General features: G+C 38.6%; 22 protein-coding genes, 1 pseudogene and 1 riboswitch. Of the genes and pseudogenes, 19 read left to right on the top strand and 4 right to left on the bottom strand.

From position 1 onward, the window contains the following. Positions 1–102 precede the first annotated feature (102 nt). Both ptsP and VEHSUH06_RS05530 read left to right on the top strand, forming a co-directional pair. Positions 103–1,830, top strand: coding sequence for a phosphoenolpyruvate--protein phosphotransferase (ptsP, locus tag VEHSUH06_RS05535; protein WP_105098079.1), 1,728 nt, complete (start codon positions 103–105; stop codon positions 1,828–1,830). Positions 1,831–1,951: 121 nt separating this feature from the next. After that, a complete protein-coding gene (locus tag VEHSUH06_RS05530; protein WP_105098078.1) occupies positions 1,952–2,212 on the top strand; it encodes an HPr family phosphocarrier protein in 261 nt (86 codons plus the stop codon). Between the two features lie 86 nt (positions 2,213–2,298). Here VEHSUH06_RS05530 and VEHSUH06_RS05525 read toward each other — a convergent pair whose 3' ends face one another. Then, positions 2,299–3,420 carry an IS256-like element ISVat2 family transposase gene (locus VEHSUH06_RS05525; protein WP_105097717.1) on the bottom strand — a complete coding sequence of 374 codons (1,122 nt, stop codon included), beginning with the start codon at positions 3,418–3,420 and terminating at the stop codon, positions 2,299–2,301. A 230-nt stretch (positions 3,421–3,650) separates the two neighbouring features. Next, positions 3,651–3,929, bottom strand: coding sequence for a metal-sensing transcriptional repressor (locus VEHSUH06_RS05520; protein WP_009352282.1), 279 nt, complete (start codon positions 3,927–3,929; stop codon positions 3,651–3,653). Positions 3,930–4,292: 363 nt separating this feature from the next. Here VEHSUH06_RS05520 and VEHSUH06_RS05515 point away from each other — a divergent pair, with 363 nt between their 5' ends. From VEHSUH06_RS05515 to VEHSUH06_RS05470, 10 genes are all read left to right on the top strand, one after another. Then, positions 4,293–5,099, top strand: a complete 807-nt coding sequence (locus tag VEHSUH06_RS05515) for a biosynthetic peptidoglycan transglycosylase (RefSeq protein WP_105098077.1) — start codon at positions 4,293–4,295, stop codon at positions 5,097–5,099. Positions 5,100–5,424: 325 nt separating this feature from the next. Next, positions 5,425–6,636 (top strand): argininosuccinate synthase, encoded by a 1,212-nt coding sequence (locus VEHSUH06_RS05510; protein WP_105098076.1) that lies wholly within the window; start codon positions 5,425–5,427, stop codon positions 6,634–6,636. Beyond that, positions 6,636–8,063: an argininosuccinate lyase gene (gene argH / locus VEHSUH06_RS05505; RefSeq protein WP_105098075.1), complete on the top strand. Its 1,428-nt coding sequence runs from the start codon at positions 6,636–6,638 to the stop codon at positions 8,061–8,063. The genes VEHSUH06_RS05510 and argH overlap by 1 nt, the downstream gene beginning before the upstream one ends. 617 nt (positions 8,064–8,680) lie before the next feature. Further along, on the top strand, positions 8,681–10,012 hold the full coding sequence (gene potE / locus VEHSUH06_RS05500; protein ID WP_009352445.1) for a putrescine-ornithine antiporter: 1,332 nt from the start codon (positions 8,681–8,683) through the stop codon (positions 10,010–10,012). A gap of 391 nt (positions 10,013–10,403) precedes the next feature. Continuing rightward, positions 10,404–10,591, top strand: a riboswitch (cobalamin riboswitch). A 147-nt stretch (positions 10,592–10,738) separates the two neighbouring features. Beyond that, positions 10,739–11,677 (top strand): nickel ABC transporter permease, encoded by a 939-nt coding sequence (gene nikB / locus VEHSUH06_RS05495; RefSeq protein WP_005385373.1) that lies wholly within the window; start codon positions 10,739–10,741, stop codon positions 11,675–11,677. Further along, a complete protein-coding gene (gene nikC, locus VEHSUH06_RS05490; protein ID WP_105098074.1) occupies positions 11,677–12,498 on the top strand; it encodes a nickel transporter permease in 822 nt (273 codons plus the stop codon). The genes nikB and nikC overlap by 1 nt, the downstream gene beginning before the upstream one ends. A gap of 159 nt (positions 12,499–12,657) precedes the next feature. Beyond that, positions 12,658–14,226 (top strand): ABC transporter substrate-binding protein, encoded by a 1,569-nt coding sequence (locus VEHSUH06_RS05485; protein ID WP_105098073.1) that lies wholly within the window; start codon positions 12,658–12,660, stop codon positions 14,224–14,226. A gap of 12 nt (positions 14,227–14,238) precedes the next feature. Beyond that, positions 14,239–15,036, top strand: coding sequence for an ABC transporter ATP-binding protein (locus VEHSUH06_RS05480; protein WP_105098072.1), 798 nt, complete (start codon positions 14,239–14,241; stop codon positions 15,034–15,036). Then, on the top strand, positions 15,029–15,844 hold the full coding sequence (locus VEHSUH06_RS05475; protein WP_105098071.1) for an ABC transporter ATP-binding protein: 816 nt from the start codon (positions 15,029–15,031) through the stop codon (positions 15,842–15,844). The genes VEHSUH06_RS05480 and VEHSUH06_RS05475 overlap by 8 nt, the downstream gene beginning before the upstream one ends. 407 nt (positions 15,845–16,251) lie before the next feature. Next, on the top strand, positions 16,252–17,805 hold the full coding sequence (locus tag VEHSUH06_RS05470; protein WP_105098070.1) for an ABC transporter substrate-binding protein: 1,554 nt from the start codon (positions 16,252–16,254) through the stop codon (positions 17,803–17,805). 42 nt (positions 17,806–17,847) lie between these two features. Here the strand turns inward: VEHSUH06_RS05470 and VEHSUH06_RS05465 are convergent, their stop codons facing one another. Then, on the bottom strand, positions 17,848–18,783 hold the full coding sequence (locus tag VEHSUH06_RS05465) for a DUF3829 domain-containing protein (RefSeq protein ID WP_105098069.1): 936 nt from the start codon (positions 18,781–18,783) through the stop codon (positions 17,848–17,850). A gap of 315 nt (positions 18,784–19,098) precedes the next feature. Between VEHSUH06_RS05465 and VEHSUH06_RS05460 the strand changes: the two genes are divergently transcribed. From VEHSUH06_RS05460 to VEHSUH06_RS05430, 7 genes are all read left to right on the top strand, one after another. Then, the gene (locus VEHSUH06_RS05460) at positions 19,099–22,002 is read left to right on the top strand and encodes a DUF3427 domain-containing protein (protein WP_105098068.1); all 2,904 of its coding nucleotides are present in this window, start codon (positions 19,099–19,101) and stop codon (positions 22,000–22,002) included. An 8-nt stretch (positions 22,003–22,010) separates the two neighbouring features. After that, positions 22,011–22,415 (top strand): (deoxy)nucleoside triphosphate pyrophosphohydrolase, encoded by a 405-nt coding sequence (locus VEHSUH06_RS05455; RefSeq protein ID WP_105098067.1) that lies wholly within the window; start codon positions 22,011–22,013, stop codon positions 22,413–22,415. 182 nt (positions 22,416–22,597) lie between these two features. Then, on the top strand, positions 22,598–23,416 hold the full coding sequence (locus VEHSUH06_RS05450) for a sulfurtransferase (RefSeq protein ID WP_105098066.1): 819 nt from the start codon (positions 22,598–22,600) through the stop codon (positions 23,414–23,416). Positions 23,417–23,429: 13 nt separating this feature from the next. Beyond that, complete coding sequence (locus tag VEHSUH06_RS05445) at positions 23,430–23,654, top strand: hypothetical protein (protein WP_105098065.1); 225 nt, start codon at positions 23,430–23,432, stop codon at positions 23,652–23,654. Between the two features lie 140 nt (positions 23,655–23,794). After that, on the top strand, positions 23,795–24,550 hold the full coding sequence (locus tag VEHSUH06_RS05440; RefSeq protein WP_105098064.1) for an exodeoxyribonuclease III: 756 nt from the start codon (positions 23,795–23,797) through the stop codon (positions 24,548–24,550). 70 nt (positions 24,551–24,620) lie between these two features. Continuing rightward, positions 24,621–25,310: a 7-cyano-7-deazaguanine synthase QueC gene (queC, locus tag VEHSUH06_RS05435; protein ID WP_105098063.1), complete on the top strand. Its 690-nt coding sequence runs from the start codon at positions 24,621–24,623 to the stop codon at positions 25,308–25,310. Positions 25,311–25,795: 485 nt separating this feature from the next. After that, a complete protein-coding gene (locus VEHSUH06_RS05430) occupies positions 25,796–26,287 on the top strand; it encodes a QueT transporter family protein (RefSeq protein ID WP_105098062.1) in 492 nt (163 codons plus the stop codon). Positions 26,288–26,333: 46 nt separating this feature from the next. Here VEHSUH06_RS05430 and VEHSUH06_RS05425 read toward each other — a convergent pair. Next, positions 26,334–26,719, bottom strand: a pseudogene (locus VEHSUH06_RS05425) (IS256 family transposase); the annotation flags it as partial.

The raw sequence follows: 26,719 nt of genomic DNA, 5'->3' as shown, positions 1-26,719 counted from the left end.
GGTAATAAGGCTGATAGATATTGTCTAATTACTTTATTGTTTAACGGAGAAATGATAAAATAAAGAGTAATGTAGTTTATCGTAATAGAAAGAGGAACACATATGCGAATTCAAGGGATTTCTGGATCTCGTGGCGTTGCAGTAGGCAATGTATATAGATATATTCAAGAGGAAATTGTCATTCCTGATTACACCGTGGCTGAGGACAAGGTAGAAGAAGAGATTGGCAAGTTTGCAGCGGCTATGGCGGCGACTCTAAAACAATTGGATACGATTCGTCAAAAAGCGTTAGACGAAATGGGCCCTGAAGAGGCGGCTATTTTTGAGGCGCATATGCAAATCGCGCAAGACCCATCTTTATCTGATGGTATTAAATCCCTCGTTGAGTCTGGCCATACTAATGTTGTAGCGGCTACAGCTCAAACCATTGAAACCTTTGCGAATATCTTCCTCGGTATGGAAGATCCATATATGCGCGAACGCGGTGCTGATATTAAGGATATCGGTGACCGTTTGATGCGCAACATGTTAGGTATGAACCCACGTGGTTTATCTCATATTTCTGGGGAAGTTATTTTGGTGGCTCAAGATTTGGCACCATCCGATACGGCTTCTCTCGACAAAAATGTAGTAAAAGGAATCGTAACAGCGGCAGGCGGTCCTACTTCTCATGCGGCTATCATGGCTCGCACCTTGGAAATCCCTGCTGTTATGGGCGTTGGTGATATTGAAAGCTTCGTAGATGGCGATAAAGCAGTAGTTCTTGGCACAGATGGTATCGTAGAAATGAATCCATCTGATGCAGATTGGGCTGAATATACAAACCAAGCTGCGGCATTCCAAGAGGAATTAAAACGCTTGCGAGAGTCTGCGAACTTAGAAGCCACTACGACTGATGGTCATTATGTAGAATTATTCGGCAATATCGGTAAAGCAAAAGATGCTAAAAATGCTCTTACTATGGGTGCTCAAGGTATCGGCTTGTACCGTACAGAATTCCTTTATATGGAAAACGACGAATTGCCAGCAGAAGATGTACAATTTGAAGAATATAAAAAGGTTGCCCAAGATATGAAGGGCAAACCGGTTATCATCCGTACTATGGACATCGGCGGCGACAAGGAATTAAAATGCCTTGATTTGCCAAGCGAAATGAATCCATTCCTCGGCTATCGTGCTATCCGTATTTCCTTAAATCGTCCAGATATTTTCAAAGTGCAATTGCGTGCCTTGTTGCGCGCTAGTGCCTTTGGTGATATTCACATCATGTATCCTATGATTGCTTCTGTAGAAGAAGTAAAACAAGCGAATGCTATGCTTGATGAATGTAAGGAAGAACTTACAGCAGAAGGCAAAGAGTTCAATAAGGATATTAAGGTTGGTATCATGATCGAAGTGCCAGCGGCAGCTGTTATTTCTCCAATCTTAGCAAAATATGTGGACTTCTTCAGTATCGGTACAAACGATTTATGCCAATACACTTTGGCTGTAGACCGTATGAATGAAGCTATCGGTAGTCTCTATCAACCATTGCATCCAGGTGTGATACGTCTTATCAAGCATGTTATCGATGCTAGCCATGAACACGGCAAATTCACAGGCATGTGTGGTGAGCTTGCTAGTGATCCTGTGGCTACAATGATTTTGTTAGGTCTAGGCCTAGACGAGTTCTCCATGACAGCATCTTCTATTCCACTTATCAAAAATATCTTGCGTTCCGTTTCTAAAGCAGAATGTGAAGAGGTGGCCAATAAAGCTCTTACTATGGACACGGCTGAAGAAATTACAGGGCATGCTAAATCCGTATTAATAGAAAAAGGCTTACTATAATTGGTAAAGCTTCATCATAATCATATGTAATATACTTGAATTGATACGCTTATAATTGATACAATATATCTATTAGAACGTAAGGGATAGGCTCTGCCTATCGAGATAGAAAGAGGTTACCATGAAAGAATTAACAGTAGAAATTACAAATGAATCTGGTTTACACGCTCGTCCTGCTACAGCTTTCACACAATTGGCTGCTAAATATGCTTCCAAAGTGACAATCGCTGCTAACGGCAAAACAGCTGATGCTAAATCCATCTTAACTGTATTGACTTTGGGCGCTACAAAAGGTACATCTGTTACTTTAACAGCTGACGGTGCTGACGAAGACGACGCACTCGTTGCATTGAGCGAATTCTTAACAACTAATCACGACTAATTTGTGCGTGAAACAAAAAGGACTCTACTGCGGTAGAGTCTTTTTTTATGCAAAAAAAGGGTTATAGGACAAAACGTGTTGGTACTTTAATCCCAATCATTGAAAGATAATTTGTCATAGTTATGCAAATCACCCCAAGAAATGGCATCCCCCCAAGTTGGAATTATGCCTTGAAGTTGGGCTCTTTCATTCATAGATCTATATATTTTAGAAATACTCGCATCAGTTGGCATTACCTTAAGTATTTCTTTTGCAGGAAGCGGTCTTGGTGAGTGTAAATAACACCACCAAAAGACCGCTTTTATGCGTTTTTCTACAGACATCCCTCGATGGTACCGCAATAAACGTCTGAGTTGTGCGTTTACCCCACCTTCAATAGGGTTATTAGTCCTCGGACATTCTTTATCTAACACCAATGTTTCATCTAAATATCGAAACATTGTCTCTGTATTAATTAACACCACTAGAGAGTTATAGGCTTTTAATAAGCGTTCATGCGTAGCTCTTAAATTATCATTACTATCACGTGTCATTTCACTTAGAAACTCTTTAAAAGTCACTCTCCAATTAAATAATCGTTGAATCCATATTTGTGCATCTTCCTGTGTTTTTACACTATATAAATCGCTTGCTAAATCTTTTAACATAATGCCTGCTAACGTCTTAGGTCGTCTAGTAGTGTAGCGATGCACTTGCCATACGGCATGAACAATACAACGTTGAAGCTTGGCGGTACGCCAAACTTTTTTTAATGCTTTTCTAAGACCAGGTCCACCATCAGAAACGACCACAATGGGTGTCGCTATTCGCTGCATAAGAGCTTGCCATGAGCGAGACTGTTCTGACCTACATAAATACCACCCTAATACATATTCACCATCATAACAGATCAAAATACAAGCTTTTTTAGCTAAGTAAATACCATCAACGAATACCACATCTCTCGAGGTTTCAATTTTGGGCGGCATAGGCCATATTTGCCAGAAATCAGCTATCTGTCTACGAAATGTACGGCCCTGCCCAGGCATGTCCTGTTGTGTTTCTTTACTAAATAACCAATTTAGAAATCGATGAAAACATTTAGTAGTATTATCAATAGTTTGTGTAAAGGTGATGTTACACTGCTTACAATGCCATCGTTGTGATCCAGCTTTAGTTTTCCCATATTTTTGACAAGAAAATCCACAATTTATACATCTTACCAGCATGATTATTCCCTCCACTTAGAACACGATTTTCTAAGAAGATATAACCTTGTTGAAGCCAGTAAAATCAAGGGGTTTGGGACTTTTTACCAACACATTTTGTCCACCCTCTAAGTTTATCAAAAGAACTTAAAATGGCGATGGAAGCAGTAATTTACTGGCTCCATCCCCTATAAAACCAACACGTTTTGTCCTATAACCCCAAAAAAAGAAGAGGCGATTTAGCCTCTTCTCTATTTTCCCATATTAGCAAAGCGTTCTACAGCTTTTGTAAAGTCGCTAATAGTTTTGTCTACGTCGCCATGCTCGATACCATCACGTACGCAGTGGTTGATGTGACCTTCAAGAACTACTTGTCCTACCTTGTGTAGTGCAGACTTAGCTGCATTAATTTGGCTCAACACATCTTCGCAAGGAATGTCTTCTTCAATCATTCGATCAATAGCTTGCACTTGACCTAAGATTTTACGCAATCGGCGATGCAGATTTTCTGAATCCATACACTGTTTCATATTACTCCTCCAATAGGCATGTTTTTTATCATCTCATTAATTATACTCTATCTAAAGACTGTAATACAACTTAATAAGTAAACCTAATATGCATTAAATCTACATATATAGATTTACGATTGTATGGAACGTATATTTTTAGGTAGGCTTTTACATACAGCATCTAAATTATCAAATATATTTTGCAAGATGGGCACCCATAAAACCTAGTATGATTCATATCTTCTTCTTGATTGATGTGATACAATACTTTTAATACACGTTGTGTTTGTATATGTATTAGGCGCTGTAGATCTATTGTTATATAATTATCTCTATATTATATGTGTTTAGCTACAGGCCTTTATGAAATAGGTGAAAGCAATGAAAGTATTTCATTACCTTCGAAACTTATTGGTGTTTGTGGTAGTCATCATATTGGCTATGTTTATATACGACGGATACCATAGTTATCAAGGTTCAGATCGTGAAAGTAACGCTCATACAACTGTTGAAAAACGAATAGAGGAAAGTGAAGATACTCTCAGTCGTACGGACCGGATTATCCGTCTATTTACCTTTAAGGAAAAGGTAGAAATAGCACTGAATCAACGTATTAAAAAAGATCACTGGGTTAAGGGTGACGTCATTCCTGAGTATACTAAAAATGCCCTTGTTGCCATTGAGGACAAGCGATATTATAACCATGGCGCCATTGATGTGCTCGGCATTATACGTGCCTTTTATACGAACACTATCGCTGGGGAAACCGTCGAAGGTGGCAGTACCATTACACAACAACTCGTGAAAAATCTATTCCTTTCATCCAAACGAATTATGAGTCGTAAAGTGGAAGAGGCCATTCTCGCTAGTGAAATGGAACATTATTACTCAAAAGAAGAAATTCTAACGATGTATTTGAATACTGTATATTATGGTCATGGCTACTACGGGATCTATGAGGCATCCCATGGCTATTTTGGAACAAGTCCGAGTCGATTGACCTTGGCCCAAAGTGCACTCCTCGCAGCATTACCTAATGCACCATCCTATTTGGATCCGTATACGAACTATAAAGGGGCAAAGGCGCGACAAAAACTCGTCTTAGAACAAATGGTAGACCAAGGCATGATTACACAAGCCGAGGCGGACTATGCATACCAACAAGAATTAGGGCTTGTGGAAGAGTAATGTAATATAAACTTGGTATACAATTAAAGTATTTAATAATATATAACTAATACATACCTAAATAACATACCTAAATAAGCTATATTGTGTAGGCGAATACATAATATAGCTTATTTTATATTCAGAAAGTTACGTTCCGAAATATATTACTAAATTGAATAAAAATTATGCTTGCATTTATAATTATACAGGTGTATACTATTTTTTGTCAGAAGGCGAAAGTGACCGTTGGTAGCAGATACGACCACGGTGCTTTCACAATGATCTGATATAATATTGATTATATGAGTCGAAATAGATTGTAAGTTTTTTATGAGGTGTTATCATGGGTAAAGCAAATAAAGTAGTACTCGCATATTCTGGCGGTTTGGACACATCCGTTATCATTCCTTGGTTAAAAGAAAATTATGGTTCTGAAGTTATCGCCGTATGCGTAGACTTGGGCCAACCTGAGGATTATGATGCAGTTGAGAAAAAAGCGATCAAATCTGGTGCGTCTAAAGCGTACATCGTGGATGCTAAAGAAGAGTTCGTAAAAGACTATGTGTGGCCTACAGTAAAAGCGGGTGCCGTTTACGAAGGTAAATATTTATTAGGTACATCCTTCGCTAGACCTTTTATTGGTAAAATCCTCGTAGATATTGCCGAAAAAGAAGGTGCTGATGCTATTGCTCACGGTGCGACAGGTAAAGGTAATGACCAAGTTCGTTTTGAACTCGCCATCAAAGCATTGGCTCCTAATATGAAAATTATCGCTCCTTGGAGAGAGTGGGATTTGAAATCTAGAACTGACTGCATGGAATATGCTGCTAAGCACGACATTCCAGTAGTAGCGACTAAAAAACATCCGTACTCCATGGACCAAAACGTATGGCATTTGTCCCATGAAGGCGGCGATCTTGAAAACCCAGCAAATGCTCCTAAAGATGATGTGTACTTGGTAACACATACTCCTGAGCAAGCTCCAGATGAAGCTGGTTATGTAACTGTATCCTTCAAAGATGGCGTACCTGTAGCGGTAGATGGCCAAGAAGGTACTCCATTACAATTGTTAGAAAAACTCAACGAAATTGGCGCACACTATGGCGTAGGCGTTGTAGATATCGTTGAAAATAGATTAGTAGGCATGAAATCCCGTGGCGTTTACGAAAACCCAGGTGGTTCCATCATCATGTATGCTCACAGAGAACTTGAATATCTTTGCCTAGACAGAGCTACATACCACTATAAAGAACTCATTGCTAACAAATATGCTGAACTCGTATACGATGGCATGTGGTTTGCACCATTGATGTATGCTTTGCAAGCGTTCGTTGATGAAACTCAAAAAACTGTAACTGGCGATGTAAAACTTAAATTGTACAAAGGCAACATCATTTCTGCTGGTGCTACATCTCCATACTCCTTGTACAGCGAAGATTTCGTAACATTCGAAGAAGATGATGTATACAACCAAGCTGATGCGGCTGGTTTCATCAACTTGTTCGGTTTACCTCTCAAAATTAATGCATTGATGAAAGAAAAGGCAGGTAAATAATGGCTAAATTGTGGGGCGGGCGTTTCACAAAAGGCACTGATAAAGCGGTAGAGGATTTTACATCCTCTATCGCTTTTGATGCGCGGATGTACGCCGAAGATATTGCAGGCAGTAAAGCACATGCTACAATGCTGGCAAAACAAAATATTATCTCCGACGCAGATCGGGACGCTATTGTTGAGGGCTTAACAAAGATAAAAGGCCAAATCGATAAAGGGGACTTCCCATTCTCCGTAGCTCTTGAAGATATTCATATGAATATTGAAAAGCGCCTAACAGATGATATTGGCGAAGCAGGTGGCCGCTTACATACCGGCCGTAGCCGTAATGACCAATGTGCAGTAGATTTGCACATGTACGTGCGTAAAGCTGTTGTAGAAATGGGCGAGCTCATCGTAGATATGCAAAAAGCGCTCATCGAAACAGCTGAAAAATACAGTGATGTTATCATGCCTGGTTATACGCATTTACAACGGGCACAACCGGTATTATTTGGTCATCATATGATGGCATACTTCTCTATGTTGGAACGCGACTTTGATCGTTTGTTGATGGTATTTAAGCATGCAGATATTATGCCTCTTGGTGCAGGTGCATTAGCTGGTTCTACATACGGTATTGATCAAACCTATACACAAAAGCTATTGGGCTTCTCTCGTATTTACGAAAATAGTATGGATGCTGTATCCGACCGTGATTATGTAGTTGAATTCTTGTCCTTTGCGTCTCTTGTGATGATGCATTTGAGCCGTCTTAGCGAAGAATTGATTTTGTGGTCTACCAATGAGTTTAACTTCATTGAACTCGATGATGCTCATTGCACAGGCTCTAGCATTATGCCACAAAAGAAAAATCCTGACGTATGTGAACTTGTTCGTGGTAAAACTGGTCGCACCTATGGTCACTTACTAGGTCTTTTAACTACCTTAAAAGGGTTGCCGCTTACCTATAACAAAGATATGCAAGAGGATAAAGAGGGCATCTTCGATGCTATTGATACAGTACATTTTGCCTTGTCCATCAATGCGGCAATGATTCGCGGTATGAAGGTCAATGGGGCGCATATGAAAGCTGTCCTTGATGATGACTTCTCTAATGCTACGGACATGGCCGATTACCTTGCGAAAAAAGGCGTTCCATTCCGTGAAGCTCACGAAATCGTAGGTAATGCTGTACATCATTGCATTGAAAAAGGTTGTGTATTGCTAGATTTATCCGTTGAGGACTTCAAAGCTATCTCACATCATTTTGATGCAGATATCCTTGATGCTATCTCCATCGAAGCTTGCATAGCTGGCCGTAACAACTATTCTGGTACAGCTCCAGAATGTGTGGAAAGACAACGGAACAATGGTAAAGCTGTTATCGCCGGAGAAGAAAAACAAATTGCTCAGTGGAAAGCGATTGTTGAATCTGTGCAAGCATAACTGCTTTAGTAAGATTAATGTTTTGATTTAGGGCTACATCCTGTACAAGAGTAACATTCAAAGTAATAGTTACTTTTGTGACATTGAAAATTTAAGATCGATATACATATAAGTCTGTTTTAGAAGCTCTATATAGAGCTCAAAGCTCATATGTATATCGATTTTTTTCGTTTAAAAGTCAGATAATACCTATAAAAAGGCGTTTCTAATTGATAATGTACTATTAAAAAAGTATAAAATTGTGTACGTATACAGTAGACTACGAGAAAATAATAGTCTTGTACTAGGACACTATAACCGTGATAGATAGGAAAAATTACATATATACACAGAATAAAATAGGGTAAAAATATACACTGTCATTGTTAAAATGGGTTCTGTTCGTTTTAGATAATAAATTACCTATAATTTATTCAATTCGTGTAATATGGCTTGTCCGCCAATAAAGTACTTTCATTTTGGTTTCATAGGTGTTATTATGTAATTCGTAATAAGAATAACAACGGTAAATCCACATTCAAGCCCATCACAGCACGAACTGGATTTACTTAGCGGTATATTATATTTAAGTGAATTATGGACGAGAAAAAATTCACCTTATGAAAGGGGATTGATACATGAAAACGACCGCTAAAAAAATGTCTGTATTCCAGCTAACCACAATGGTAGCAGCCAATATGCTAGGAGCTGGGATCATTATGTTACCAACTAATTTGGCTCAAGTTGGTACTATTTCAGTTTTATCTTGGCTCGTGACAGCTGTGGGTGCGCTTTTACTAGCGTATATTTTTGCTCAAGCGGGTATGTTCTCCCAAAATAAAGGGGGCATGGGCGGTTATGCAGAACACCGCTTCGGTAAAACTGGACATTTTATGGCGAGCTATGCTTACAGCATATCTCTCATCATTGCTAATATCGCCATCGCGGTTTCTGCCGTAGGTTATGGCGCAGCTTTCTTTGGTGTTGACCTTAATGCAACACAAACAAGCCAAGTAACAATTGTGCTCTTGTGGTTTGCAGCGATTTTGAACTTCCGAGGCAATCGCTTTACAGGTCGACTCAGCAACATGACTATTTGGGGCTCTATTGTTCCGGTTCTTTTAATCGGTACAATCGGCTGGTATTGGTTTGATCCGTCTATCTATTGGGCGGCATGGAACCCAAATGATCTTCCGCTTTATGATGCGGTAAAACAATCTATTTCCCTAACATTATGGGGCTTCCTAGGGTTTGAGTCCGCAGCGGCTAATGCTGATGCTGTTGAGAATCCAAAGAAAAACGTACCTATTGCAACTGTAGCAGGTACATTAGCAGTGGCGGTGGTTTACATCTTGTCCACAAACGTTATGGCCGGTATCGTTCCTAACGTTGACTTATTAAATTCTAACGCACCATTCGGTTTGACATTCGTATACATGTTCAATGATACAATTGCAAACATCGTTATGGCTGCTATGGTTATTTCTTGCTTTGGCGCTTTACTTTGCTGGCAATTCACATTGTCTCGCGTATTCAAAAGCGCAGCGGAACATGGTTACTTCCCTAAAGTATTCGCTCGTGTAAATAGCAAAGACGCTCCTGTTCGTGGCGTATTCATTTTACTCGCTGTTGAAACATTACTTACTTTGTTCACTGCAAGCGACTCCTTGCGTGAGCAATTTGAAATCTTAGTAAACTTAGCGGTTGTAACTAACGTAGTACCGTATGTATTGTGCATCTTGGCAGTACCTACAATGATGCGTATGGCTGGCGTAGCTGAAAGCCGCATTAAACGTTCCAACTACGTGTTCGGCGCAGGCGTTATCTACTGTTTATATGCAATCTACGCATGTGGCTTTGATGCTATGGTAGGTAGTGCAGTAGCGGTAAGCATCGGTTTCGTGATCTATGTTTTGCGTAAAGCGTGGGATACACGCAGAGCACACCGCTTACAACAAAGTATCGATTAACTGAATATCTCTCGTCTTATTAGAGGCTGTTACTTAGTAACAGCCTCTTTTTTGCATATTAACAAAACTTATCAATTATTGTTTTATTGATTATAAATAATTGATAGTTGATAAAGTGATTAAAAGTTTTTTCGGTATGTATAAAAAAATTTCATGAGAAAATTACCATTATAATAATAATTAATATATATACAGTTGCATACAGTTAATACGGTAAAAAGTCACATATATAAAGTGATTTGTATAGGTTTATACATAAATAGAGACTTAATCAGTAATCGATAATTTTTATTAGTATAAAAATTATATTGAAAATCTACGATGTACGTATACCCATAAGGGGTATGCGTATTGTAAATAGGATATTAATATAGTATATTTATAATCGATAAAAACGAATGAACTAGTGAGTGTCGGTATTCACCGAGCGTAAAAGAGGAAAATGAGTGTAAATCTCATACTATGCAAATAGCTGTAATGAGGAGCAAGGTTTCATTATAGGGTCACTGGGAAACTGGGAAGGCCGAAATGTTGCGATGAATCTGAGTCAGAAAGCCTGCTCTAAATGTATGGTATTGTACATACTATACTTAATTTAGGTTAGTCAGGTGGACTAACCTTTTTTGTCGTTTTCCTATATGCACCTCTGCTATATCGGGAGCGATAAGCATATTAGTTGTTCATTTAGATTATTGTAGTATTTAGAGAGTATAGGAGGAGGCGCCTATGGGCAAACGCTTTGCTAAACAGCTAGGTCAATTCATTGTTACACTGTTTGGCATTACTTTTTTAACATTTTGTCTCACTTATTTAGCACCAGGCGATCCAGTTACGATGTTACTAGAAACGGCAGATACTATCGTGTCTCAGGAGCTTATCGATGAAACTCGAGCTCAGCTTGGGTTAGATAAACCGTTCTTAGTGCAATATGCAAACTGGGTTGTGAATGCTGCACAAGGTGACTTAGGGATGAGTTACTCTGCTAAAAAGCCTGTTGTAGATCGTATGTTGGAGGCTTTGCCAGGGACAGTTATGTTAGCAGGTACATCATTAGTATTTACATTGCTCTATGCATTGCCGGCAGGGATTATAAGCGCCTTAAATCGAAACAAATGGATCGACTATCTGTTGCGCGTTGCTTCCTTTGTAGGCGTGTCTATGCCATCATTCTGGTTAGGCCTTGTACTGATTTATATCTTTGGTCTTAAATTAGGACTTGTTCCTATTGCATCTTCTCGTGTAACTCCTATCGGTGTAATTCTACCAGCCGTTACATTAGCTGTTGTAGTCGGGTCCAAGTACATGCGCCAAGTTCGTCTCGTTATTCTTGAAGAAATGCAAAAGGATTATGTTATCGGCGCACGTGCTCGTGGTGTGAGTGAGATGAAAATTTTATTCGGTCATATTTTGCCTAATGCAGTATTACCACTTATCACTATACTGGGCGTTGTTATCGGTTGGTTATTAGGCGGTGTTGCAGTTATTGAAATGGTATTCTCCTGGCCTGGCCTTGGGAATATGGCAGTATATGCCATTACCATGCGCGACTATCCATTGATCGAAGGTTTTGTGTTGTGGGTTGCCTTAGCATATATGTGTATTAATGCATTAGTTGATGCGTCATATATCTTGTTAGACCCTAGATTAAAAAGGGAGAGAGCATAATGGCAGAATTTATTCAAAAACATAAATTGTTCTCTTTCTATAGCGCCTTGATGCTTGTGGTAGTTCTCATAGCTATATTTGCACCATGGCTTGCTCCGGGTGATGCTTTTAGCTCAAATCTGAGTCAAGCATTACAAGCGCCAAGTAGTCAACATTGGTTTGGTACAGATAAGCTTGGTCGTGATGTATTGTCTCGCATCATTTATGGTACACAGTTATCCTTGTTTATGGGTGTCAGTATCGTTGTTATCATGGTAAGCATTGGTACTATTATCGGTGCTGCAGCAGGCTATTTTGGCGGTAAAGTTGAAATGGTTCTTATGCGCTTTGCAGACATCATGTTATCCTTCCCTGGTATCGTATTGGCTATTGCTATTGCTGGTATTCTAGGTGGTAGCATTGTAAATACGATTTTAGCCTTATCTGTTGTAGGTTGGGCAAAATATGCTCGTATTGTACGTTCTATGACGCTTAAGGTGCGCGGCGAGGAATATGTAACGGCAGCTGTCATGATGGGTGCTAATACATCTACAATTCTTAGACGTCATATTATTCCTAATATCATGCCTCTCGTTATTACCACAGGCGCTTTAGATATTGGGGCTATCATGATTGAGGTAGCAGGTCTATCCTTCCTAGGTTTTGGTGCTCAGCCACCGACTCCAGAATGGGGCCTTATGCTTAACGAGGGTCGTCAGTACTTGCAAACGAGTCCATGGCTCATGGCATTCCCTGGTATGTCTATCCTTATCGTAGTAGCTATCTTTAACCTTTGGTCTGATTCCTTGCGCGACGTAGTAGATCCGAAGAATCAAGGGTAATCTATGAGATGTATTCATTTTCTAGAACTGTCTTTTGTGAAAGTATCTAGGTGAATAGATTGTAATGTATGTTTTTTCCATCACTGACTATGTGGGATTGTCATAGTTGTGATGTGTAAATTATTATGTTTTGTATGTAATTGTACAAGGAGATTTTATATGAAAAAATCTTGGAAAAAAGCTCTCTTAGCAGGCCTCAGTATTGTTATGATGGGTTCCTTCATCGCTGGTTGTGGCTCTGAAAATAATGGCGCTGCTAACAAGGATGTGTTAAAAGTTGGTGTAACTAACTTCGCATCCTCATTAGATCCTACAGAAAACTTCTTCTCATGGGTTGTAATGCGTTATGGTGTAGGTGAAACATTGACTAAATTTGACGAACAAATGAAGTCTCAACCTTGGCTTGCTTCTAAATGGGAAGTATCTCCAGACCATAGAACTTGGACTTTTACTATCAATGATAAGGTAAAATTCTCTAACGGTAAAAAGGTTGATGCAGCAGCTGTAAAAGCATCTATCGAACGTTCTTTTGAAAAATCTAATCATGCAAAAACATTCTTTAAATATGAATCCATTGAAGCAAATGGCCAACAATTAATTATCAAAACAGATAAAGAATATCCTAATATGCCAGGTCTTTTGGCGGATCCGGTATTCCTAATTGTTGACGTACAATCTGAAAAAGATGGTCGTAACTTTGCTAAAGAAGGTCCTATCGGTACAGGCCCATATGTAGTAAAATCTTTCACAAAAGAACGTGCTGAAATGGTTGCCAACGAAAACTATTGGGATGGTGCAGTACCATTCAAGACTGTTGAAATTCCTTCCATCGATGACCCTAATACGCGTGCTATGAGCTTACAGTCTGGTGATGTCGATATGGCTGTGAATATCGGCCCTGGTGAAATTGGATTGTTCCAAGGTAATGATAAGTTTAAAGTAGATGAAATTGCATCTCTTCGTGTAGTATTGGCTCGTATCAACCAAAAAGGTGTTCTTGGGGACGATAAAGTACGTGCTGCTGTAATCTCTGCAACAGACCGTAAAAACTATGCAGATGTATTATTAAAGGGTACATTCCTTCCTGGTTCCGCTCCAATTCCACCATCTTTGGACTATGGCTTCAAGGACTTGAAAGATCCTAATGCGTATAATCCTGAACGTTCTAAACAATTATTAGCTGAAGATGGCTGGAAAGATACTGATGGCGATGGTATCCTTGATAAAGATGGCAAACCATTGACATTCAACTTCGTTGTATATAACTCTCGTGCAGAATTACCACTTTATGCGGAAGCTGTTCAAGCAGACCTTAAAAAAGTTGGTATCGATATGAAAATCAAAACAGTTGACTACAACTTGATCGATAAAATGGGTCAAGAGGGCGACTATGATATGCTTATCTCTAATATCGTAACTGCTAATACAGGCGATCCAATCTGGTTCTTAGCTAACTACTGGCATACTAATGATAATGGTTCCAACCCTCAAAACGGTTCTGGTTACTCCAATCCACAAGTTGACCAATTGTTAGATGCTGCTCAAACTGAATTTGATCCTGCAAAACGTCGTGAATATGCAATCCAAATTCAACAATTATTGATGAATGATGGCGCTGCATTGTTCTTAGGTTACCCTAAAACTAATATTATTACTGGTTCTTACTTGAAAGGTGCTGTAATGTACCCAAGTGACTACTACTGGATTACTAACAAAATTACAAAATAGTGAGGAGCTATAATGGCAGATAACATACTAACTGTAGAAAACCTTAACATCGCGTACCAAGGTGTGCCTGCTGTTATGGATGTAAACTTTACCTTGGAACGCGGTAAGGTATTAACCATCGTAGGTGAGTCTGGATCTGGTAAAACTACCGTGATCCGGGCCCTCATGGGTTTATTGCCTATAGGTGGTGAGGTCACAGATGGTACAATGCTCTTTAATGGTCAAGACCTTCGCACCCTATCTAAGTCTGAATGGAGAGCTATACGTGGTAAAGACATGGCCATGATTTTCCAAGATAGTGGTAGTGCTTTAGACCCAATAGTTCGCATTGGTAAACAGTTTAGAGAATTATTTAAATCTCATATAGAAATTACCAATGATGAATGTGATCGACGAGCAATTGAGTTATTAGAATCTGTTTCTCTCCCTAATGGGGCAGATATATTGCGCCGTTATCCACATGAGTTATCCGGCGGTCAACGCCAACGTGTGGGCATTGCTATGGCATTAGCGCTGGATCCTGCGTTATTAATTGGTGATGAACCTACATCTGCTTTAGATGTAACAACACAATCACAAGTTGTTATGCAAATGCTAGAACTTGCTAAAGAGCATAATTCTGCTATCGTAATGGTAACGCATAACCTTGGTGTAGCGGCCTATATGTCCGACTATATCATTGTTATGAAAAAGGGCCGTGTTGTTGATGCTGGCACACCGCAAGATATTTTAGAAAACCCATCTAATGAATATACGAAACAATTAAAAGATGCTGTACCAACATTGGAAGGAGGTCGTTACATTGACTAACTACGCTGTAGAATTAAAAAATGTATGTAAACGATTCCCACTTCCTACTGGTGGTGAGCTCGAAGCGTGTAAGACTATCAATATTACCTTAGAAAAAGGCCAGTCCCTTGGGATTGTAGGAGAATCTGGCTCTGGTAAAACGACTTTGGTTCGTATGATCATGAAGATGCTGCCTATTACGGAAGGTGAGATTTATGTAGATGGCGTAGAGATTCAGCATATGAACTCTGAGCAAACAAAAGAATACCGTAAGAAAATTCAAATGGTATTCCAAGACCCATCTGCGGCGTTTAATCCGCGTATGAAGGTAAAGGATATTATTCTTGAGCCACTATACAACTTTGGTCTTCTTGAAAAGGGAACAGAGGAACAAATTGCTGGTGATTATCTTGAAATGGTAGATTTACCTCGCGAGTTTATGCATCGCTATCCTCATGAAATGTCTGGTGGTCAACGTCAACGCGTGGCCATTGCGCGTGCTATCGTGTTAGAGCCTGAAATTCTCGTATTAGATGAGGCTACTAGTGCTCTAGATGTATCTGTACAAGACTCCATTGCCTATTTATTGGCGCGTTTACAAAAAAAGAAAAATTTAACATACCTATTTATTGCTCATGATATTGCGTTTATTCGTACCATGTGCCACAAGGTGGTCGTAATGTACAAAGGTGCTATCGTTGAAGAGCTAGATGCACTTCATTTAGCTGATGCGGAGCATCCTTATACAAAGGTTCTATTGAGCTCCATCTTTGAAATTGGCCAAGATCATAAGCCACTTACACTGGAAGAGGCTGCATTAGAAGCATAGTATAAGAAATACATTTAAGCGTATATAGATTTTAAAAATTAAACTTTGAGTGTATAGATTTAAAATATAGAATTTTAAATCCTGTAGGTACATTACAATAGCAGTTAGCTTGTAAGCTAACTGCTATTTTTTATATGAAATATAGATATGGATGTTTTAAAATAGATATATCGAAATCTTTTATAAGTATTTATTGTGTTAACACCGAATATATAGTATAGTTGACTATATGGAATATACCCCTATAGGTATAATGGAATATGCTCATATGAAATGATATACATAGATTCTCTCTATATTAACTGTTGTAAAATTGAGTTAGGATTACTAGGTTATGTTAACGCACAACATAGTGAGTGTCTGAGCATACATAATAGTTAATGAATGTAGAAAGGTTAGGTGTGTAAATGAAAGGTTTACGCAAGGCTTTATTAATTGGTATGACCTTAGGTATGACTGTGCTAGGCACTGTTGGTTGTATGAATCAAAACGCTGCTCCGTCTAATGATGTATTAAAGGTAGGGGCCATTAGCTTTGCAGGTACATTAGAACCAACAGAAAACTATTTTAGCTGGGCTGTTGTACGATTTGGCGTAGGTGAAACGCTTATCAAGTTTGACGATCAAATGAAAGCGGCACCATGGCTTGCTACTTCTTGGAAACAAGGAGATGACAAGCTGACTTGGACTTTCACCATCAACGATAAAGTAAAATTCTCAAATGGTAAAAGTTTGACAGCAGAGGCTGTAAAAGCATCTCTAGAAAGAACCTTTGCGAAGAGTAAAAGAGCAAAAACGTTCTTTAACTATACAGAAATCACCGCTAAGGGGCAGGAGCTTACGATTAAGACTGACAAGGAATACTATAACTTGCCAAACTTACTTGGGGATCCATTGTTCCTAATTATGGATATCACAGCAGAGGCTGATGGTCGTGATATTGCTAAGGAAGGTCCTATCGGTACGGGTCCATATGTAGTATCCTCTTTCACAAAAGAGCGTGCAGAACTCAAACGTAACGATAATTACTGGGATGGTAAGGTAGGCTTTGCTAAGGTTGAAATTCCATCTATTAACGATGCCAACACACGTGCCATGGCATTACAAGCGGGCGATGTAGATATGGCCGTTAGCATTGGTCCTGGCGAATACGGTATATTCCAAAATGATAAGAACTTTACTATCTATGAAGTAGCTTCCTTGCGTGACGTATTTGTTCGTATGGGGCAAAAAGGCAAGCTTCAAAATCCTGATTTGCGTGCAGCACTCATTGCCGCAGCCGACCGCGAGTCTTATGCGAAGAATCTCATGAAGGATACATTTGTACCGGGTAAGGCTCCATTGCCACCATCCATTGATTATGGCTTTGACCAATTGCGCGATCCTAATAAATACAATGTAGAACGTGCTAAAGAATTACTTAAACGTGCAGGCTATCAAGATACGAATGGCGACGGCATTGTAGATAAAGATGGTGAAAACCTAGTACTTGATTTCTATGCTTATACATCTCGTCCTGAATTGCCATTATATGCAGAAGCATTACAAGCAGACTACAAAAAAATCGGCGTAGATTTACAAATTAAAATCGTAGACTATGCTGTGATTGACACATTATCTCAATCTGGAGATTATGACATGATTATCTCTAGTGTAGTAACTGCTAATACAGGTGAACCAGTATGGTTCTTGAAACAATATTGGGGTACAGGCGTTGAAACTAATGGCTCAGGCTTCTCCGATCCACGTTTTGATGAATTGTTAGCCCTTGGTGAAAGCGCTAACGATCCTGTGGCACGCCGTAATGCTGTTATCAACGCACAACAACTCATGCTAGATAACGCTGTAGCATTATTCTTAGGCTATCCTAAAGTCAATATCGTAGGTAATAAGAAGATTGATGGTATTAAGATGACACCGTCTGAATACTACATCATTACAAAAGACCTTAAACTTAAATAGACAAAATAGAAGAGGACCATTTGGTCCTCTTTTTGTATATCTTTATTTTTTATTTTTCTCTGTTACATCTAAGTCTGCCATATTTACAGAATTAGCCTTATTAATCATCTTATTATACTTAATAAATAATTGCGTATAGGCTTCGCCATAAGATGAGTTAATAATAATGTAGTTGCGGGCTTCTGCAACAAACTCTTTTACAGCATCTTGATACTCTCGTACAGCATTTTGTGTTTCTGGAGTCGTACCGGGTTGTAATTTGTTAATACGTTGTGAAATTTGCTGTAAGTTAGCCTCAACCTTTTGCGTATCCGTATTTCCATCTGGATCAATAAGGTCGATAGTTTGTGCTGTCATGAGGTTTAATTCAATAAAATTAACCGCATTTTCGCGTTTTTCGCCTTGATACTCGTTCATACGCTCAGTGTAGAGTTCATTGTTACGATTATCTAAAGCTAAATCTAATGCATTATACGTAGCATAGAATTGTTCAGCTAATGGTACATATTGTGCAGCTAGTTCATCGCTGCCTTTAAAATTATCTTTTTCAAATCGACGTTCTACATAGTAAGCTTGCAACTGATCTGCAATCGGAATAATTTGATCAAGTACGGCCAGTACGTCATTTGTTGCTTGGTTTACGTCTTCATATGGAGTAGAACTATCTTGTTTTGCTGCTTCTAAAGCGGTTTTGAGCTCCTTATATTTAGGCAAGGTAATCGTCGTGTTATGGGAACTATTACGTAACTCTTCAAGAGTTGGTTGTAATTGGTTAGCATAAGCTACGCTGTATGAGTTATATGTGTCTAATGCGACAATATAAGGACGAATTGCGTTGATCTTATCGTCAACTGTTGATCGATATAAAATTGTCGTTGTATTGGATGACAGAAGTGTGTACACTCCATAAATCCCACCACCGATAATAGCCGCACCGAGTACAATGGCCGCTATTAACTTGATGTACCCCTTTTTCAACTGCGTACGCTCCTTGCAAACACACTAACTCTTTTGGATCCATTTGGGCGCACTACGCCCCTAAGAGTAATTAGTTACATTATATCACAACTCTAAGCGACAAAAAAGACGTATACCAGTAATAATCATAAGGGATTGATGAAATTATTCGATGTGAACATATATTAATATTTATACATTGCGATTTACAGATGAAATAGAGTGCATATCAAATGAATATATAAGGTTTTGGGTATAAAAATATATATACTCTAGACGCTGCTGCTGCGGCTGGTATAATAGCAAGTATAGTATTAATCATATGGGGAGTTCGTTATGTCAGAATCGAATCGTTTAATTAATTTTGCTACATCTTCAGAACTTATTGCTAATGGGGAAGGTCGTAATGTTTTATCAGCTATTGAAGATGGCTTACGAAGTTGTGATGAGTTTTTAATATCTGTAGCATTTATAACACCAGAAGGTTTACTAACATTAAAGCCAATTCTTAAGGAATTAGAAGATCGTGGTGTTCGAGGTCGTATATTAACGACAGACTATCTTGGCTTTAATAGTCCAGAAGTTTTAGAAGACTTAGGAAATTTAAAGAATATTGATTTAAAAGTCTATTGCACTACAAATGGTAGTGGTCATGGCTTTCATACAAAAGGGTATATCTTTAGAAAAGATGAATCTTATCAAATTATTGTCGGCAGCTCTAACTTAACTATTAATGCATTAAAGAAAAATCGTGAATGGAATACTCGGTCTGAAGCGCATTGTAGTGATACATATGCCCGGGAAATTACAGAAGAGTTTGATCTATATTGGAATTCCGAGTTTGCCATTCCTTATGAAGCGTTTATTCCGTGGTATAAACCTAGATGGGTACGACCTGAGCGAGCCTCTCAAAAAACTGTAGCAGAACAATTTAGAGCTATAGATTTGGTTCATTTAGAACCAAATAGCATGCAACAACAGTTTATTGCTAACTTCAATGAGCTAAGAGCTAATAATGCAAGAAGAGGCCTTTTGATATCTGCTACGGGTACTGGTAAAACTTATGCAGCCGCTTTTGCTATGCGAGAGATGAAGCCTAAAAGAATTTTATTCTTAGTCCATCGTGAACAAATTGCGAAGCAAGCGATTGCAAGCTTTGAACGAATTTATAACGACAGTTCAATTCAGTTTGGACTCGTATCAGGAAATGCGAAATACTATAATGCAACACATGTATTTTCGACCATGCAAATGATGGGTCGAGATGATGTAATGAAACAGTATGATCCGAAGGAATTTGATTGTATTATTATTGACGAAGTACATCGTTCAGGTTCAGATAGTTATCAACGCATAATTGAATACTTTGAACCACAGTTTTTATTGGGGATGACTGCAAGTCCAGAACGAACTGATGGTTATGATCTGTATGAATTATTTGACCACAATATTATTTACGAAATTCGTTTACAACAGGCTTTAGAAGAGGATTTACTCTGCCCATTCCACTACTTTGGGATTAGTGATTTATGGGTGGATACTCAAGAAGATATATCCGATATGGACGTATCTTTCTCGAATTTATCTACAAAGGAGAGAGTAGATAAAATTATAGAAAAGATTCGCTACTTTGGACATAGTGGTAGTCGTGTAAAAGGGCTTGTTTTCTGTGCTAATAGAATTGAAGCTAAAGAGTTATCTGATGCATTTAATGAACGTGGTGCTTATCGTACGATTTGTTTAACTGGTGAAGATAGTCAAGAAGTTAGGGAGAAAGCAATTGCTCGTTTAACTGGTACAGGAGAATACCAAGGTCGTATAGATGAGCAGCTTGACTATATATTTACGGTTGATATATTCAATGAAGGTGTTGATATCCCTGAGATTAATCAAGTTATTATGTTACGTCAAACTGAAAGTCCAATCATTTTTATTCAACAACTCGGACGTGGTTTGCGTAAATTTGAAGACAAGGAATATGTTGTTATTTTAGATTTTATCGGTAACTATACCAATAACTTTATGATTCCTATAGCATTATCTGGTGATAGGAGTTATAACAAAGACACTTTACGTCGTTATGTACAGGCTGGTAATCGTATTATTCCAGGTACCTCGACGGTGCACTTTGATAAAATAGCTAAACAGCGTATTTATGAGTCTATTGATACTGCTCGATTTTCAGATATGAAATTAATAAAGGAAGCGTATTTTAATTTACGTTTTAAATTGGGGCGTATTCCTAAAACTGCTGATTTTGCCGATCATGGCTCCATTGATGTAAGTAGAATTTTTAGTAAATTTAAGTCCTATCATCATTTCTTGATAAAGATTAAGGATAAGGACTATGATATATCCTTTACGCCTGTTCAGGAGCGAATGTTGCATTTTATATCTCAAAAATTAACGGTAGGGATGCGTGCCCGAGAGCTTATAGTTTTACAGGCATTATTAGATGGTCGTGACGATATCATTAACTATGTATCTGAAGAACTTTATAATAATTACAATGTAGATTTATCTGAATATGGACGAATTAATCTTATCAATATGATGACAAATCGATTTGGCGTTCAAGTAGCACAAAAGACTTTTGAAGATAGTGAATTTATTGAGTTCTCTAATGGTAAGTATGGTATATCTCCAATTTTTAAACAGGCTTTAGAAGATAATAATTTTAAAGAACAAGTTCAAGAACTTGTTACATATGGTTTCAAGGAGTTTAATGAAAGGTATAAAGATAATATTTATGGCAATACACCATTTGCTTTATATGAAAAATATACATATGAACAAGTTTGCCAATTATTAGAGTGGCCTCAAAATGAAGTACCTCTCAATATTGGAGGATATAAATTTCATAAGGAAACAAAAACATATCCTGTGTTTATCAACTATCATAAAGCTGATGATATTCAAGATACTATTAAGTATGAGGATAGATTTGAAAATCCAGGATTACTAAAAGCTATATCTAAGAATAAACGAACCTTTACCTCTGATGATGTACAAACTGCATTTAATGCTGATGCATTAGGTGTTGCAATGCATTTATTTGTAAGGAAGAACAAAGATGATGAGGAGTCTAAAGAGTTTTATTATTTAGGACCCATTCATTCTACCGGTCAGGAGCATGCTAAAGAAATTTCAATGGCCAATGGTACTGCAGCAGTAGAATTAGAATATGTACTTGAAGTACCTGTACGGGATGATATTTATGATTATATTGTAAATGGATAAGGATATATATGAGTGAACAACGAAAACATATTGAAGTTGTAGCTGCTATTATAAAAAAGGACAATACCATATTAGCAACGCAACGTGGTTATGGTGATCTAAAGGATCGATGGGAGTTTCCAGGTGGTAAAATTGAACCAGGTGAAGCTCATGATGTAGCCCTTATTAGAGAAATCAAAGAAGAGCTAGAAGCTGATATTAATGTTCAAGAGCATATTATTACCATTGAATATACTGGCTATGAAAAGTTTGATTTAACAATGCATTGCTATTTATGCTCCTTAGTAAATGACTCTAATATTACGTTAGTAGAGCATGAAGCAGCTAAATGGTTATCAAAAGATACTTTATATTCTGTGGATTGGCTTCCTGCTGATATTGATGCGGTAGATGCCATATATAAACGTCTATAAGCCTAATATTTAATCACGCTTAAGCCCCTATCTTAGATAGGGGCTTTTTTGTGTTTGCTTTACATCTTAAGGTATTAAATAACTTTCACTGTACCAAAATAAATTGTATATCCTCTTGTACTCGTATATAATAATATTATCAGATTTGTATTTTTCGATATAATTATATGAAAGGAGTACCTATGTCAAATTTTATCACTCCTAATGAATTGTTAGCTTGTCTCGATGAGGTCATTATTTTAGATGCTCGAGGCTATCAAGATTATAAAAAAGGCCATATTAAAGGTTCTTACGCGGTGGATTTAAATAAGGATTTAACAGGTCCTTTGGGCGAGCATGGCGGCCGACATCCATTGCCAGATATGGAGCGTTTGGCTCATACCTTTGAGTCTTATGGTATCACTCGTGATTCCAAGGTTGTTGTGTATGACTCTTGGCTTTTCTTAGCGGGACGCCTTTGGTGGATGTTGCGTTATATGGGCTTAACGGATGTGCGCGTATTGTCTGGTGGTGTTGAACGTTGGGTTAAGGAAGGTCATGGTCTAACTAAAGAACCAACTCCGTTACCAGCTGAACCGTCTGTTTTTAACTATGAATTGCAAACGCATATGGTTATGAGTCGTGATGAGGTACTTAAGGCTAGTGAAAGTGGTGACCATGTTATCATTGATGCTCGTGCGCCTTTCCGTTACGATGGATCACAAGTAGATACGATGGATGGTATGACAGGACATATTCCTGGTGCTGTTAATCATTTCTATGAAAGTGGCTATACTGTCGATGGTCCGAAGTCTGTAAAAGACTTAGAGGCTGAGTATTATAATGAAATTTATCAAAATCGACCTGTTGTAACGTATTGCGGCTCTGGTGTTACAGCTTGTAATGCATTGTTAACTATGAGCGAAGTCGGCTTGGAGTCCGCATTATATGTTGGTAGCTCTAGTGACTGGGTAACTTATGAAGGATTCCCGCTTAATACAGGTGTAGAAACATTAAACTAACATAGGAGGTCAAATGAATCTTTTAAAGCAATTGTTAACGGTTGTTGCCTTTGCCTATATGTGTTATCACATCTATAATTTTGGCCCAGGTATGTTTAATGTTACTGTGTTAGTAGTTCTTATTTTGTCTACAGTGGCTAATTATTTCCGTGAGAAACGTGAAAGCGACCTTAAGGCTAACGAAAATGCGCGCAAGGCTCGCGCTGAAGCTAGACATGCAAAAAAACATAAAAAGTAGTAATATCGCTAAAATATAATTTTTAGATTAGCTTATATTAAGCAAAAACTTTGCTTATATTTTATGTGAAAGAGACTTTCACCAAGTTAAATACGGTGAATAACATTAGATTGATGCGAAGTATCGCAAAGGAGTAAGAATTGAAATTAATTTCTTGGAATGTAAACGGCCTACGCGCCGCTGTCACAAAGGGTTTTATGGAATCCTTTAATGAATTAGATGCAGATATTTTCTGTTTGCAAGAAACGAAATTGCAACCAGAACAAATTTCTTTGGAATTGCCAGGCTATGAGCAATATTGGAATAGCGCTGTGAAAAAAGGCTACAGTGGTACCGCTGTATTTACGCGTATTAAACCGTTGTCCGTAACTAATGGTATTGGCATTGAAGAACACGATCAAGAAGGCCGTGTTATTACTGCTGAATATGACAATTTCTATTTAGTATGTTGCTATACACCGAATAGCCAGCGTGAATTGGCTCGTCTTGAGTACCGTATGGCTTGGGAAGACGCATTCCGCAACTATTTGCTTGAATTAGATAAGAAAAAACCAGTCATTCTCTGTGGTGACCTTAATGTAGCGCACCAAGAAATCGACCTTAAAAATCCTAAGACAAACCGTAAAAATGCAGGCTTCTCCGATGAAGAGCGTGCAAAAATGACAGAACTGTTAGGTGCTGGTTTCACAGACACATTCCGTCACCTTTATCCAGATGCAATTGAGCAATATAGTTGGTGGTCCTACATGGGCAAAGCTCGTGAGCGGAATACAGGATGGAGAATTGACTACTTCATCACCTCTAAACGTCTTGACGACAAAATTCAAGAAGCAAAGATTCATCAACAAATCTTTGGCTCTGATCACTGCCCAGTAGAATTGGTAATTGATCTATAAAATTTTAAGGAATGTAAAAGCACAGCCTCATCTACGGATGAGGCTGTTGTAATAGTTAAAAGGAGATAATATGGCTCAAAAACAGAAGGCCGTCGTACTATTTAGCGGCGGTGTAGATAGTACTACATGTTTAGCCCTTGCCATTGAAAGATTTGGAAAAGACAATGTAGTGCCTTTATCCATTCAATACGGTCAAAAGCATAGCAAAGAACTAGAAGCGGCCGCAGCTATTTTAGAGCACTACAGTATTGAAGGTAAAACAATGGATGTCACTAAATTGTTTGCCTTCAGCAATTGCTCTTTATTGACCCAATCCACAGAGGAAATACCTCAAGGTTCCTATAAAGAACAACAAGAAACAGAAGGGGAAGGCACAGTTAGCACCTATGTACCATTTAGAAATGGTCTATTCCTATCTGCGGCGGCTTCCTTAGCCTTATCTCTAGACTGCGGATATATCTACTATGGCGCCCATAGCGATGATGCGGCTGGCAATGCATACCCAGACTGTACAGAACACTTCTACAAATCCATGGGCGACGCCATCTTTGAAGGATCTGGTAAAGAATGCTCTCTAGAAGCACCTTTCATCAACTCCAACAAAGCAGACATCGTAAAAGAAGGCCTACGCCTAGGCGTTCCGTACCACCTAACATGGTCCTGCTACGAAGGCGGCGACAAACCATGCGGACACTGCGGTACCTGCATCGACAGACAAACTGCCTTTGAAGCAAATAGTGTTAAAGACCCAGCACAATAATAGAATTTCTCTATATCTACTAAAACTGGATTATATTAGTAGCCGCCATTTAGGGAGCTACTTTGTATATAAACTAATAGATAAGATACTATGTTTGCCTTGAGGTGGACTTCTACGTCGCTAATATTAGTTTATTTGTTGATTAACTAAATTCGCAGTGGCAGGAGATACCTTTTCAAAGAGCGACTTTGGCAGGTCGAGGCCCTAGGCCGATGACCGTATAGCCAGTGGAGCGATGAGGAAAGGTATCTCCTGACACCCCGTCCTTACCAACTTAACACTAATAGTAGATTTACATATAAGTCCGCCTACAACCAAATTGATTGCGAAAATATTAGATATATGCTAATATTAGTATTGCCTAAAGGCGACAACTAAATAAGACAGTTTGAAACCATCCTGTCTCTAAACAAAACTACGGAAATTCATAAGCATTTATAGCATGGTAGTTTTGCCATGCTTTTTTATTTGAGGAGGTGAGTGTTATGATTACTACACGTAAATTGACTATTTCTGCCATGGTTGTGGCATTGTACATCGTTGTACTATATTTAACGCAAAGCGTTTCTTTCGGAGCGTATCAAATTCGTATAGCAACATCATTATATGCACTTGCTTATGCCTTTCCGTTCTTGGTAATTCCAATGGGGATTGGCAACCTCATTTCTAACTTCCTATTCGGTGGTCTTGGTATCCTCGATATGATGGGCGGCTTTGGCGTCGGTATTTTAACAACAGGTATTATCGTAGGTATGCGTAAAATTGGCCTTAGCGCTTGGTGGGCGATGTTGCCAATCATCTTTGTACCTGCATTATGCGTGCCGTTATGGCTTAGCCCGTTGCTTGGCCTTCCATACTGGCCATTAGTATTGAACCTTATCGTAGGTCAAACAATCCCAGCCGTTCTTGGCTCTGTTTTAGTGAAAGCATTGATCAGCCGTCCTAGTGTGGCTGCTTTGGTAGGCGCTTTCAAGTAAAATAGATAAATAAAAAGAGGGTTATAGGACAAAACGTGTTGGTACTTTAATCCCAATCATTGAAAGATAATTTGTCATAGTTATGCAAATCACCCCAAGAAATGGCATCCCCCCAAGTTGGAATTATGCCTTGAAGTTGGGCTCTTTCATTCATAGATCTATATATTTTAGAAATACTCGCATCAGTTGGCATTACCTTAAGTATTTCTTTTGCAGGAAGCGGTCTTGGTGAGTGTAAATAACACCACCAAAAGACCGCTTTTATGCGTTTTTCTACAGACATCCCTCGATGGTACCGCAATAAACGTCTGAGTTGTGCGTTTACCCCACCTTCAATAGGGTTATTAGTCCTCGGACATTCTTTATCTAACACCAATGTTTCATCTAAATATCGAAACATTGTCTCTGTATTAATTAACACCACTAGAGAGT

Origin of the sequence: Veillonella sp. S13053-19, from assembly GCF_002959835.1 — a bacterium.
GTDB lineage: Bacteria > Bacillota > Negativicutes > Veillonellales > Veillonellaceae > Veillonella > Veillonella rogosae.
The sequence above is the reverse complement of the archived record's forward strand: the minus strand, read 5'-3'. Positions and strand labels throughout refer to the sequence as shown.